Below are 13,478 nucleotides of genomic sequence, written 5' to 3' on the forward strand. Positions count from 1 at the left end.
GGTGGCAGCGCCCTGTGCATTGCGCCGCCGCGGCGCAGGCAGCCGCCGAGGCCAACGCGACACGCCAGCAGATCCACGAGCGATCTGAACCGCTCGGAGGTGGGAAGACGGCGCGGGTGAGAGCGTGCCAGCTTTCTCGAGGAAGGCTCTGATGCGCACCGTCATCGACGGAGAACACAAAAGTCGCGGAAAGTGAACGAAGAAGTCGGATGGGAGCGTGTGCCAGCCCTGCCAGCGTGGCCGGCACACGCTCGCGAGCCGATGGGATGCACCGTCTTATGGGCTGCTCAGGACCCGGCCATGCCAACGGTGAGCGGAACATAGACCGTGATCGCCGGTTGGCCAAACCGGCGATCACGGCGATCCTTGGAGGGGTTCGTCGGGCCCTGGGCTTGGTGTTCGGCATGTACGCGACCGTCAGCGCGAAGGTCCGCGTAGAAGCGCCTTCTCCTTCTCTTTGGTTGGCCCGACGACCATGGCGCCCCCGCCAATGGCCCATCGACTCCTCCGTTCTGCCTAAGGGGCTCCCACACACTCAAGGAAGGCGAGTAACCCTGTCTTACCCGATCAAGAAGCTAGCCCCCAATTGCTTCTCGGTCGGGAGGTGCTCGATCCTGTTCTCCTCGGACTTCGTACCCAGCCCCTCGCCGTCGCCGAGCAGGACGCTGTTCAAGCCGTGGGCTACGCGACGAATGAACGCCTGCAGCCCCGAGCGCAGGAGCTCGGGGCTGCGCCGGCCGTTGTGGGCCGGGCTGTCGTCCCAGTGTGTGGTTGTGCACCTGGATCAGTCGGTCATGTTGCCCATCTTCCAGACGGTCATGGACTTGACGGTGCTGCCGTCGCCGAAGAGGCGCAGGCCGAGGGAGTCCTGACGGAAGGGGTAGGCGCGGGTGGTGATGGACTTGTGGTTGTTCGCGTACGCCTCGAAAATCGAACGGTCGAGGAACACGTCGAGCGTCAGGGTGCCGTTGGAGAGCGCCAGCGGGCCCTTGTGGATGCCGAAGCCGGGTTCGGCGCTGGAGTTGTTCCCGGAGCGTGTCCGGTCGACGCCCAGCTGTCCGGCGGGGGCGTCGTAGAAGAGGCGGGTGCGTTCTTCGTCTCCGGGGCTGCGGAGCACGTCGAGGCCGAAGGTGTCGGCGCTGCCGCGTTCCAAGGTGAGCTTGATGTGGAGCATGTCCCCCTTGATGCCGGCCAGCCGGGTGTTGGCGTCGGTGAGAGAGGTCGGCGTGCTGATGTTCAGGAGCGGTTCGCCGGTGTGGAGGCGGGAGACCTCCTCCACGGGGCGGAATCCGAGGTCGCCGTCGGGTCGCATGGACAGTTCGATGGGCAGGCCCGCGTTGTGGGCCCAGCCGGCGTCGTAGTGGGCGCGTTCGGTGCGCCGGTCCTGGGCGATGCTGAAGACGAGGGAGCGGCCCTTGTCGTCCACCGTTCCGCTGGGGCCGGTGAAGTGGTCGCCGTAGTCCATGAGCCGGGGTTCGGTGGTGTCGGGGGTCCAGCGGCGGGCCTGGGCGTCCCAGGTGCCGACCCAGTAGTAGATGTACTTGCTGCTGTACTCGCCGGGGCCGGCGGGGAAGGCCGGGTTGACGAGCAGGGCCCGGCGTTCGCGGCCCTGGGCGTCCTTTCCGATGGGCAGGAAGGTGGGCAGCTCCCAGACCTGGCCGGTCTTGGGGTGGGCCGCCACGTCACCGGTCATCAGGGGGCCCGAGTAGGTCCAGTCGGTGAGGTTCTTGGAGGTGTAGAGGAGGGCGGTGCCGCCGACTTCCTTGCCGTCGGTGGTCTGGACGCCGGAGCCCATCAGTTGGAACCAGGTGTCTCCCTCCTTCCAGACGAAGGGGTCGCGGAAGTCGCCGAAGCGGACCTTGCGTCCGGCACCGACGTTCAGGTCGGCGGTCTGGCTGGTGACGAGGGTGGGGTGCATCTTCCACTCGACCAGGTCGCTGTCGTCGGGGTCGACGGGGCGGGCGAGGCCGGTCGCCTGGTTAGGGCGCCGGGAGTCGTTGCCGGCGGTGAACAGCAGGACGGGCACGCCGTTCTCGTCGTAGGCGGCGTCACCGGACCAGACCCCGTCAGGGGCCACGCTGTCCTCGGTGGGCGCGAGGGCGACGGGCAGGTCGCGCCAGTGGACCAGGTCCTCGCTCACCGCGTGTCCCCAGGCGATGTTGTGCCAGTAGGGGCCGTGGGAGTTGTGCTGGTAGAAGAGGTGGTACTTGCCCTTGTACTGGATGGGGGCGTGGGGTTCGTTCATCCAGTGGTTCGGGGCGGTGAAGTGGTAGCCGGGACGGTAGCGGTCACCGTCGTACCGGGAGCGGTCCATCTCCATCCGGGCCTTGGGGGTGGTTCCGCCCGCGAAGGTCTGTACGTCCTTCTGGTGACCGGCTGTGACCGACGCCGGAGTGAGGGCGCTGTTGTGGATCTTCACCTCGTCGATGAGCCCGTTGAACATGTTGACGGCGAACGTGCCGTTGATGATGGCGGGCTGGTTGTGACGGCCGATGATCAGGGGGACGTCGGCCTTGGCCAGCCGTGCGCCGGTGGGGACGGTGGTCTGGGCGACCTGTTCGCCGTTGAGGAAGAGCCTGATCGCTCCCTCGCTCGGAGCGAACACGGCGGACAGGTGCGCCCACTCGCCCGCGGCCAGGGCCGCCTGCTTCGGGACCGTCACCTCGTGCCATGCGTCGCCGGTTCCGATGCCGAACTGCCACCTGCCGTGCCGGCCGACACCGAGGGAGAAGCCCCGCTTGGCCGCCTTGTCGTGCTGGTTCACGACGGCGGACGGCTTGCCTTCGTCTCCCCACTCGAACGCACGCGGTGCGACCCACGCCTCGACGGTCAGGCCGTCGGTGGGCAGCTGCGTCTGGGCTGCGGCGCGGGTGACCCAGGTGGAGTAGCCGTCGAACAACAGGGCGCCGGAGAGCACGCCGTCGGCTTCGTCTTTCGGGCGCCAGAGCGGGTCGCTGTCGGGCTTGTACTGCGCGTCGTTGAAGACGTAGCTGATGGGGTCGGCGGCCTGGCTGACCTTCTCCCTGGTCGTGGTGCCCTTCCCCTCGCTGAAGTCCCAGTGGGCGGCGAGTCCCCGCTGAGAGGGATCGGGTGCGGGGTCGGTGCCGACGCGGACGTCGTCGAGGTTGATGTGGCCCCAGCCGCCGGTGGCCTTGTCCACGACGGTGACGCGCAGCTGCTTGCCCAGGTGCTCGCGGGCGTCCCAGGTGACGCGTCGGTACGCCTCGTCGTCGGTCCCGGTGGCCTTGTGCAGAATGGTTCCGTCGAGGGTTGTCAGGGCCGCGTAGAGGTCGTTCTCGTTGCGGCCGCCGGAGACCAGGACGCTGACCATGCCGGTACCGGTCAGGGTGAACGGCTCGGACGTCGCCGTCCCGGTGAGGGCGTCGCTGCCGGCGGCGAACCCCCACAGGTGGCGGGTGCCCGCGTGGTTGAAGCAGCAGCCCCAACCCCAGCCGGTCTTGTCCGTGACAGCACCGGCGAACGCGGTTCCGGTGGTGGTCCAGCCCTTGAGGTCGCCGGTCTCGAAGCCGGGGTTCGACAAGGTTGCCGCGGTGGGTGCGGGGTCGGTGCCGACGCGGACGTCGTCGAGGTTGATGTGGCCCCAGCCGCCGGTGGCCTTGTCCACGACGGTGACGCGCAGCTGCTTGCCCAGGTGCTCGCGGGCGTCCCAGGTGACGCGTCGGTACGCCTCGTCGTCGGTCCCGGTGGCCTTGTGCAGAATGGTTCCGTCGAGGGTTGTCAGGGCCGCGTAGAGGTCGTTCTCGTTGCGGCCGCCGGAGACCAGGACGCTGACCATGCCGGTACCGGTCAGGGTGAACGGCTCGGACGTCGCCGTCCCGGTGGCGGCGTCACCGCCCGCGGCGAACCCCCACATGTGGTAGGAACCCTGCTGGTTGAAGCAGCAGCCCCAGCCCCAGCCCGGGTCGTCGGTGACCGCTCCGGTGAAGGCGGTTCCGGTGGTGGTCCAGCCGCTGAGGTCGCCGGACTCGAAGTCGGGGTTGGACAGGCTGGTCTCGGCCGCTTCTGCGGTCTGCGTCATCAGGGGTGATGTCAGGCCCAGGCATATCGCGAGTGCGAGCAGCAGACGCACCAGACTGTGTCTGGTCGCGGCTCTCGATGGTGCACGGGTTCGCATGGGAACCTCCGTGGGTGTGGGGTTGGGTTGATCGGGCGGAAAGGACGTCGGCCCTCGGCGCGGCACGGTCCGCCCGTCGGCGCGTGCATCGGGCCGGAATCGGGGGTCAGGAGCGTCGGACGGGGACGTTGACGTCGGCGACGTTGATGTGACCCCAGCCTCCGTCGGCCCGGTCGACCACCTCGATGTAGACCCGGTCGCCGATGTGGGCGGAGAGGTCGAAGACGACGCGGCGGTACTGCTCGGTGCTGCGGCCGGTGGCCTTGGCCAGGATCTTGCCGTCGTCGGCGCGGACGGCCGCCGCGTAGAGCCGGTCGGGGTCGTTGCCGCCGGACACGAGCAGGTCGATCATGCCGTCTCCGCCGAGGACCACGGTGGCGGAGCGCAGGACGCCGGTGGCGCCGTCGCCTCCTGCGGAGGGGTTGAAGCCCCACAGATGGTGGCCTGCCGGGTCGTCTTCGGTCTCGGCCTGGTAGAAGGGGCCGCCCCAGCCCCAGTCGGCGCGGGTGGTGACGTTGGCGTCGCCGAAGGTCGTACCGGAGACGACGGTCCATCCGGTGAGGTCGCCGGTGGCGAAGTCGTGGTTGGGCAGTGCGTCGACGTCCGCCGGGCGCGGCGGGTCGTACGCGGCGGGCACGGCCGGCGTGTCGTAGGCGCCGTTCATGCGCCAGACGTCCAGCGACACGACGCGGGCCGATCCGCCCTCGCTGGTCAGCCGCAGGCCGGTGGCGTCCTCGCGGGTGGGATAGACGCGGCTGGTGATGCTGTGGGTGCCGTTGACGTACGCCTCCAGCATCGAGCGGTCGAGTAGGACCCTGAGCGTGAGGCGCCCGCCGTCGAGTGCGACGTTGCCCCCGTGGACGCCCTTGCGGACGTCCGGGTCGAGGCTGGAGCGACCGCGGTCGATCAGGAAGCGGTGCTCGGCCGTGTCGTAGGTCAGCAGGGTCTGTTCGGTGCCGTCGGCGCAGGCCCGTACTGCCAGGGTGATCGTGCGCGCGCCGCGCGGTTCGATGACGGCGCTGATGTCGAGCAGGTCGCCGGAGACTCCGGCGAGCCGCCGGTTCGCTTCCGCCACCGAGGTCTGCCGGATACGGGCGAGTCGCTTGCCCCGCAGACCGGCGGCCTCGGCGATCGGTTCGACCCCGAGGGCGCCGTCCTGGCGCAGGGAGAGGGACACGGGCATGCCGGCGTTGTGGGCCCAGCCGGACTGGGCGTGCTGCTGCTCGGTGCGGCGGTCCTGGGTGATGCTGAAGACCACGGAGCGGCCGTCGGGGGTGACGAAGCCGGAGGGGCCGGTGAAGTGCTCGCCGAAGTCGAACTCGCGGGGCTCGGCGTGGTCGGGCACGAAGCGGTGCTCGCGCTTGTCGAAGGTGCCGATCCAGTAGTACGTGTGCTTGACGGCGTTCGGGTTGAACCCCTCCCACCACGGACAGATCAGCAGGACGTGCTTTCCGGTGCGCCGGCCGCGGGGGCCGGGAAGCGGGAGGAGCACCGGCAGCTCCCACACCTCACCGGGCTCGGGCACCTTGGCGAGGTCGTTCCAGTGCAGTGGACCCTGGTAGGTCCAGGAGCCCTCGGGGCGGCGGGCGGTGTAGAGGAGAGCGGTTCCGCCGTGCTTGCGGGCGACCTGAGCGCCGTCGTAGTCGACGATGCCGCTGCCGACGAGCTGGTACCAGACCCCGTCCTCCTCCCAGACGAAGGGGTCGCGGAAGTTCTCCGCCCACGCGGTTCCCGGGCCGGCCGGCAGACCGGCCGGGGCTTCGGTGACCGGTTCGGAGCGCATCGTCCAGGTGGGCAGGTCGGTGTCACCGTCGGCCTGGTAGGTGGACAGGGCGAGGCCGGTGCGCTGGCGGTAGGGCAGGCGGTCGTCGCCACCGGTGAAGAAGAGGACCGGTCCGCGGTCGCCGTCGACGCAGGCGGAGCCCGACCAGATGCCGTCCGGGCCGGGCGAGTCCGCGGCGGGGGCGAGGGCGATGGGAAGGTCGCGCCAGTGCACCATGTCGGTGCTGACGGCGTGCCCCCAGTGGATCTGGCCCCAGAACGGTCCGAGCGGGTCGTGCTGGTAGAAGATGTGGTACTTGCCCTTGAAGTACACGGGCGCGTGCGGCTCGTTCATCCAGTGCCAGGGCGGCAGCATGTGGAACTGGGGGCGGTGCCGGTCGCCGTCGAAGCGGGTCCGGTGGGGGGCCAGGTCCGGGCGGGGCACGCGGTGACCGGGCAGGGCGGCGGTCTTCTCGGCGTGCTCGCGCTGCGCGGTCGCGTCGTCCAGGGCGCCCGGGCGGATGACGAGGCTGTCCATCAGGCCCATGTACATGTTGGCGTGGAACTCGCCGTTGAGCAGGGTCGGGTGGTTGTGCTTCCCGATGAGGAGGGGTTCGCCGGGCGCCGGTTCGGGGGCCTGGTCCGGGGTGGTGGCGGTGCCGATCAGGCGGCCGTCGAGGTAGAGGCGCAGCTGGTGGGCGGCCGGGTCGTAGGTGGCCGCGACGTGGCTCCACCGGCCTTTGGCGGCCGGACGGTCCGGGGCGCCCTTGACCTCGATCAGGTCGGTGCCGAAGCCGAGCTGGAAGACGATCTGCCCGAAGCGGCGCAGGCCGAGCAGGAAGCCGGTCCTGGCGCCCGGGTCGTGCTGGTTGACCAGGGCCTGGGGCTTGCCGTCGATGCCGTGCTCGTAGGCGTACGGGGCGATCCACACGTCCACGGTAACGCCGTCGGCGAGGTCGAGCTTGCCCGGCCCTTCGGCGGTGACGTAGGTGGAGCAGCCGTCGAAGTACAGGGCCCGGCCGCGTACGCCACGGCGGCGTACGGGGTCGCTGTCGGGCTTGTACCGGGCGTCGTTGAAGACGTACTCCACCGGGGTGGCCGATCCGGAGACCGCCTCGCGGGCGACCGTGCCGGACCGCTCGTCGAAGTCCCAGCGGGCGGTGGGCTTCTGCGGGCCGGACCGACCGCCGGTGGCGGCGAAAGCGGGCGAGAACGAGAGGGGCACGACGGCGCCGCCGACGGCGGCGGACACGACCGCGAGCGCGGTTCTTCTCCTCATGCTGGCTCCTGGGATGGGTGGCGGACGGCGACCTGACGGGTTGCCAATTCGATTTAGGTGATGGGTCGGCATGGTTCGCGCGCCGTCTCCGCTAAAGCAAGAGCTAACGCACACGGATCTCAACTTCGCGTTGCCCAACAGCAGATGAATTGGCATAAATCGCCACTGTTACGTAGGCGAGATGTCCGGGGTATTGACAGCGCATGACAGGTGGAGCACTCTCATCGCGTCCTGCTAATTCGATTTAGCCGAGCGGAGCTGATCCACTGATGTCCGAACGCCGCGTGACCATGGCCGACGTCGCCCGTGAGGCGGGCGTGTCGCCGACGACCGCGTCGTTCGCCCTGTCCGGCCGCACCGACATGCGCATCTCGGACGCTTCCCGGGAACGGGTTCTGGAGGCGGCCAGGCGACTGGGCTACCGTCCGAACGTCACCGCGCGCAGCCTCCGGACGAAGTCCACGCAGACCATCGGACTCGTCTCGGACCGGATCACCACCACGCCGTTCGCCGGCGACGTCATCCGCGGCGCCATGGAGGCCGCCCGCGAGCAGGACCACCTGCTGTTCATCACCGAGGCCGGCGGCGACCGCGCCGCCGAGTCGTCCTTGGTCCACGCCCTGCTGGACCGCCAGGTCGACGCCGTGATCTACGCGTCCATGTTCACCCGCTACGTGACCCCGCCGAAGGAGCTGTTCGGCCGCCCGGTGGTGCTGCTGAACTGCCTGGCCCCGGGTTTCGACGCCCCCTCCGTCGTCCCGGACGAACTGGAGGCCGGCCGGGACGCGGCCCGCGCCCTGCTCGCGGCCGGCCACACCGGGGGCATCTGGGCGATCGGCGGCCACCAGGCCGTCCCGGCCACGCCGGAGGGGATCATCGCCGGCAACGAGCGCATGCGCGGCCTGGAGGAAGTACTGCGCGAGGGTGGCGCCCACCTGGACGGCGTCATCGAGTGCGACTGGGACACGCTGGACGGCTACCGGGAGGTCTCCGCCCTGCTGGCGGCTGGGACCCGTCCCCGGGCGCTGGTGTGCCTGGCCGACCGGGTGTCCTTCGGTGCCTACCAGGCGCTCGGTGAGGCGGGGCTGTCGGTGCCCGGTGACGTGTCGGTGATCTCCTTCGACGACCAGGACATCGCGTCCGTGCTGCGTCCGGCCCTCACCACACTGAAGCTGCCGCACTACCAGCTCGGACGCCTCGCCGTGGAGCTGATCCTCCGCGGCGGGCCGCTCGAAGCGGCCGTACACCGCGTGCCCATGCCACTGCGGGAGCGCGCCTCCCTCGGTGCCCCCGCCGGGGAGTGACACCGGCATCCGAAGACGGCCGTCCCGCCGCCCGCTCCGATGATTCCGGCGCGGACGGCGGGACGGCCACCAAGAACGGCGACCGTCGCAACCGGTCGCCAAGGGCGGGTCCGGCAAGACCCGCCTCCGTGAGATGGAGGAACCTCGTGGTGTTCAGAAGAAGGCGCCTCGCGCTGGCGAGTGTAGCCGCCGCGGCGGCTACCGCGCTCGTCGCCGGGTGCGCGTCCGGCAGTGGCGGGAGCTCGTCGGGGGCCAGCGGCGACACGCTGACCCTGTGGACGCACAACGCCGGCAACTCGGCCGAACTCGATGTCGTCAAGAAGATCATCGAGGACTTCAACGGCTCCCAGGACAAGTACACGGTCGAGCTCCAGTCGTTCCCGCAGACCGACTACAACAACTCCGTCGTGGCCGCCGCCTCGGCCCGCAAGCTGCCCTGCCTGCTCGACGTGGACGGCCCCAACGTGGCGAACTGGGCCTGGGGCGGCTACCTGGCCCCCATCGACGTCTCCGGCAGCGAGGTGCCGGTGAAAGACCAGCTCGCCAGCACCGTCGGAACGTACAAGGACCAGCTGTACTCCTTCGGTTTCTACGACGTCTCCCTGGCCTTCTTCGCCCGCAAGTCCGTCTTGAACGAGCACGGCATCCGCGTCCCCACCATGGACAAGCCCTGGACCAAGGACGAGTTCGACGCCGCGCTGGCCAAGCTGAAGAAAAGCGGAAAGTTCGCGTACCCGCTGGAGATGGGCACCGGTGGCAGCGGCGAGTGGTGGCCGTACGCCTATTCCCCGCAGTTGCAGAGCTTCGGCGGCGACCTCATCGACCGCAACGGCTACAAGACCGCCTCCGGCAGCCTCGACGGCAAGGAGGCCGTCGAGTGGGGCAACTGGTTCCGCTCGCTGGTGACCAAGGGGTACATGGCGAAGAAGTCAGGAGCCGACCCCAACAAGGACTTCCTGGCCGGCAAGAGCGCCATCCAGTGGGACGGCAGCTGGAACGCGGCCAAGAACGCCGACAAGCTCGGCGACGACCTGGCGATCATCCCGCCGGTCGACTTCGGCAACGGGCCCAAGATCGGCGGCGCCTCCTGGCAGTGGGCCATGAGCTCCACCTGCTCCAACAAGGACGGCGCCCAGGAGTGGCTGAAGTTCTCCCGCCAGACCAAGTACTTCGTCGACTACGCCAAGGCCACCAGCACCATCCCCGCCACGGACGCCGCCGCGCGGCAGATCGCGGACTACCAGCCGGGCGGCAAGTTCGAGGTACTCGTCCAGTTCGCGCGCGAGTACGCCACGGTGCGACCGGTCACCCCGGCCTACCCGTACATCTCCACCGAGTTCCAGAAGGCGGCCCAGGACATCCTGGCCGGCGCCGACCCCGAGGACGCTCTCGGCCAGGCCGCGAAGAACATCGACAACAACCTGAAGACGAACAACAACTACGCAGGCTGACCCGCCCCGGTCCGGTTCGGTCCCCGACCGCGCCGCCCGAACCGGACCGGCTCCCTGGAGATACCGTGACCACCAAGACCGCAGCCCCTCAGCGGCTGCGCCCGGTCCGGCGAACCCGAACGACCAACACCCGTCGCCGTGAGAGCCTCACCGCCCTCGGCATGGCCACCCCGGCCGTCGTGCTGCTGATCGTCTTCCTCGTCGTACCGGTCGCCCTCGCCTTCGCCCTGGCCTTCACCGACGCGAGGCTCATCTCGCCCACCCCGGCCCGCTTCGTGGGCCTGCGCAACTTCACCCGGCTCTTCGAAGACCCGGTCTTCTACAAGTCCCTGCGCAACACCGCGTACTTCGCCGCCGTCGTCGTCCCGCTCCAGGCCGGCCTCGCCCTGCTCCTGGCGCTGCTGGTCAACGCGAAAGTACGGGGCGTCAACTTCTTCCGCACCGTCTACTTCCTGCCCGTCGTCACCTCGATGGTCGTGGTGTCCCTCCTGTGGACCTTCCTCTACCGCAAGGACGGCCTGGTCAACCACGTCATCTCGACACTCACCCTCGGCCACTTCCAAGGCCCGGACTGGCTGGGCGACCCGGCCACCGCGATGCCCGCCATCATCCTGATGTCGGTGTGGCAAGGCGTCGGCTTCCACATGATCATCTGGTTGGCCGGCCTGCAGACCATCCCCGCCGAGCTGTACGAAGCCGCCGAGATCGACGGCGCCACACCCTGGCACCGCTTCCGCCACGTCACCTGGCCGGGGCTGCGCGCCACGCGCACCTTCGTGCTCGTGACCATCACGATCGCGGCGTTCAGCCTCTTCACCCAGATCAGGGTCATGACGCAGGGCGGTCCGCTCGACTCCACCACCACCGTCGTCTACCAGGCCGTACGCACCGGCTACGACCAGCAGCAGACCGCCTACGCGGCAGCCATCTCGCTGGTCTTCTTCGTACTCGTCCTGACCGTGTCGCTCGTCCAGCGCTTCCTGACCCGGGAGAAGGACTGACATGACCTCCCTCCTCAAGTGGTTCGGCGGTCACGCCGGCCGCATCGTGCTGGCCCTGGTCTTCGCGCTGCCGCTCCTCTTCATGCTGGTCTCGTCGTTCAAGTCGGACGACCAGATCTTCGGCGACCTGGGCTCACTGCGCGCCTTCCTGCCGGTCGGCGCCCTCTCGCTGGACAACTACACCGGCATGTTCGAGCGTGTCCCGGCGGCACGGTTCCTGCTGAACTCCGTGCTGATCTCGTCGGTCACCGTGGTGCTCGGCATCGTCGTCAACAGCCTGGCCGCCTTCGCGCTCGCGCGGATGCGGTGGTCGGGCCGCAAACTCGTCCTGACGACGGTCATCGCCACCCTCATCGTGCCGTTCGAGACCTTCGCGCTGCCGCTGGTGTGGTGGGTCAACCAGCTTCCACTGCTGCGCGTGAACGGCTTCCAGCTCGAGTGGACCACCGGCTGGATGGACACCTACCAGGTGCAGATCCTGCCGTTCGTCGCCAACGCCTTCTCGATCTTCTTCTTCCACCAGTTCTTCCAGAGCATCCCCAAGGAACTCGACGAGGCAGCGATCATGGACGGCGCCGGCTGGTTCACCATCTACCGGCGCATCGTGATGCCGCTGTCCGGCCCAGCCGTCGCCACCGTCGCCATCCTCACCTTCCTGCCCGCCTGGAACTCCTACCTGTGGCCGCTGATGGTCGTACAGAGCGAAGAGCTGCGACCGGTGATGGTCGGCATCTCCTACTTCTTCCAGCTGAACGTGGGCTGGGGCCAGATCATGGCCTACTCCTCCATGATCACCGTGCCGATCCTCGCCCTGTTCGTGGCGTTCCAGCGGTCGTTCGTCAACAGCATCGCCTCCACCGGCGTCAAGGGCTGACCCCCGCACCGCACTTGCGATCCCGCCTCGTCCTCATGACTTCCGTGCGCTTCGCACGCCCTGAGAAAGGCCCCGTGTGTCCACGTCGCCTGCCGACCCCCACCTGCCCACCGTCCATCTGCGACCGCCCCGCAACTGGATCAACGACCCCAACGGCCTGGTCTTCCACGACGGCCACTACCACGTCTTCTTCCAGTACAACCCGCACGGCCCCCGGCACGCGAACATGCACTGGGGCCACTACCGCAGCCCCGACCTGATCACCTGGGAACCCCTCCCCGTCGCCCTCACCCCCACACCCGGCGGGCACGACGCCGACGGCTGCTACTCCGGCAACGCCGTCTCCACCGGCGGCCGCATCCTGGCCTTCTACTCCGCCCACCACAACGACCGCTGGTGGCAGCCGATCACGACCGCCGAGTCGCACGACAACGGCCGAACCTGGACCAAACGTCCCCACCTGCTCATCCCCGAACCGCCCGCCGGCACCACCATGTACCGGGACCCCTACGTCTGGCGGCAGGACGAGCGCTGGAGGATGCTGGTCGGCTCCGCCCTCGACGACGGCCGCGCCGCGGCGCAACTGTACGAATCCGACGACCTGGAACACTGGACCTACCGCGGCCCCTTCCACACCAGCGACGCCACGACCGGCACGGGCCCGGTCGGCTGGGAATGCCCCCAGTACGCCACCTTCGGCGACCAAGGTGCTCTGATCCTCAGCGACTGGACCCCGCAGGGCGGCCCCAGCCACACCAGCGTCATCACCGGCCAGGAGAAAGACGGACGCTTCACGGCGGCCACGGCCCCCGTGCCGCTGGACCACGGACCCGACTTCTACGCCCCCGCCCTGCTGAAGGCCCCAGGAGAAGACCGCTGGCTGATGTGGGGCTGGGCCTGGGAAGCACGGGACGACGCCTGGGCGCACGAAGCGGGCTGGGCAGGCGTCCTCACGCTCCCCCGAGAGGTCAGCCTCACCGCCGACGGCACGGTCGCCCAGCGCCCCGCCCGCGAACTGCTGGCCCTGCGCGGCCCGCGCGTCCTGCACGGAACCGGACACGTCATCCGGACCGAGCCCGCCGAACTCGGCCAGCTCAGCCACACCTTCGACCTCACCGCCACCCTCGTCCCGGACACCACCGGTACCAGCGGGCTGCGCCTGATCACGTCGACCGACGGCTCCGAGTACCTCGACATCAGCCTCGACCCCGCGGCAGGCCGCCTCGCCGTCGACCGCACCCACGCCTCACCGGACACGCGGGCACGGGGAGGGGCCTACACCGCACCGTGCCCGGCCGCACGCCCCGGCGCCCCCGTCGAACTCCGCGTGATCGTGGACCGCTCGATAGCCGAGGTCTACCTGGCCGACGAGCAGGTCCTCACCCTGAGGTTCTACCCCTCCACCGACGGACCGTGGCGGTTGCAGGCCCGTACGACAGGGTCAGGGCGCAGCGAGTTCGCCGTCGCGGCCTGGAACCTGACCCCGCAGGACATCAGGCAGGAAGCCCAGCCGGCGCCCCGGACAGCACAGCGTGCTTGATGCCCTGGGCCGCACGCGGTCCGAAGGCTGACCCACCCGCACACTGACACGTCCCGTGACCTCGCACCGTGTGCGGCAGACATGGCCATCGCAGCACCCCACGCCCTTACGGGCCCGCGGGCTGCGTTCCGTG

At 69.4% G+C, this 13,478-nt stretch carries 7 protein-coding genes; 5 read left to right on the forward strand and 2 right to left on the reverse strand.

All coding sequences use genetic code 11. The features are described 5' to 3' along the window. Positions 1-784: 784 nt before the first annotated feature. Together ACFIF2_RS04490 and ACFIF2_RS04495 are read right to left on the reverse strand one after the other, a co-directional pair. A complete protein-coding gene (locus ACFIF2_RS04490) occupies positions 785-4,039 on the reverse strand; it encodes a GH32 C-terminal domain-containing protein (RefSeq protein ID WP_395571153.1) in 3,255 nt (1,084 codons plus the stop codon). A gap of 202 nt (positions 4,040-4,241) precedes the next feature. Continuing rightward, positions 4,242-7,175 (reverse strand): GH32 C-terminal domain-containing protein, encoded by a 2,934-nt coding sequence (locus tag ACFIF2_RS04495; RefSeq protein ID WP_395571154.1) that lies wholly within the window; start codon positions 7,173-7,175, stop codon positions 4,242-4,244. 269 nt (positions 7,176-7,444) lie between these two features. Here ACFIF2_RS04495 and ACFIF2_RS04500 point away from each other — a divergent pair, with 269 nt between their 5' ends. From ACFIF2_RS04500 to ACFIF2_RS04520, 5 genes are all read left to right on the forward strand, one after another. Then, positions 7,445-8,479, forward strand: coding sequence for a LacI family DNA-binding transcriptional regulator (locus ACFIF2_RS04500; RefSeq protein WP_193777900.1), 1,035 nt, complete (start codon positions 7,445-7,447; stop codon positions 8,477-8,479). A gap of 146 nt (positions 8,480-8,625) precedes the next feature. Further along, positions 8,626-9,930 carry an ABC transporter substrate-binding protein gene (locus ACFIF2_RS04505; RefSeq protein WP_395571155.1) on the forward strand — a complete coding sequence of 435 codons (1,305 nt, stop codon included), beginning with the start codon at positions 8,626-8,628 and terminating at the stop codon, positions 9,928-9,930. Positions 9,931-9,995: 65 nt separating this feature from the next. Then, positions 9,996-10,931, forward strand: coding sequence for a carbohydrate ABC transporter permease (locus ACFIF2_RS04510; RefSeq protein WP_395571156.1), 936 nt, complete (start codon positions 9,996-9,998; stop codon positions 10,929-10,931). Position 10,932: 1 nt separating this feature from the next. Then, a complete protein-coding gene (locus ACFIF2_RS04515; RefSeq protein ID WP_395571157.1) occupies positions 10,933-11,805 on the forward strand; it encodes a carbohydrate ABC transporter permease in 873 nt (290 codons plus the stop codon). Positions 11,806-11,881: 76 nt separating this feature from the next. Further along, a complete protein-coding gene (locus tag ACFIF2_RS04520; protein WP_395571158.1) occupies positions 11,882-13,345 on the forward strand; it encodes a glycoside hydrolase family 32 protein in 1,464 nt (487 codons plus the stop codon). Positions 13,346-13,478: the final 133 nt, after the last annotated feature.

It is taken from the genome of Streptomyces sp. BK79, from assembly GCF_044142145.1.
In the GTDB taxonomy this organism is placed as follows: Bacteria; Actinomycetota; Actinomycetes; order Streptomycetales; family Streptomycetaceae; genus Streptomyces.

Coding starts and splice junctions, on each gene's coding strand:
- ACFIF2_RS04490 (WP_395571153.1), bottom strand. CDS start 4,039: ATGACGCAGACCGCAGAAGCGGCCGAGACCAGCCTGTCCAACCCCGAC.
- ACFIF2_RS04495 (WP_395571154.1), bottom strand. CDS start 7,175: ATGAGGAGAAGAACCGCGCTCGCGGTCGTGTCCGCCGCCGTCGGCGGC.
- ACFIF2_RS04500 (WP_193777900.1), top strand. CDS start 7,445: ATGTCCGAACGCCGCGTGACCATGGCCGACGTCGCCCGTGAGGCGGGC.
- ACFIF2_RS04515 (WP_395571157.1), top strand. CDS start 10,933: ATGACCTCCCTCCTCAAGTGGTTCGGCGGTCACGCCGGCCGCATCGTG.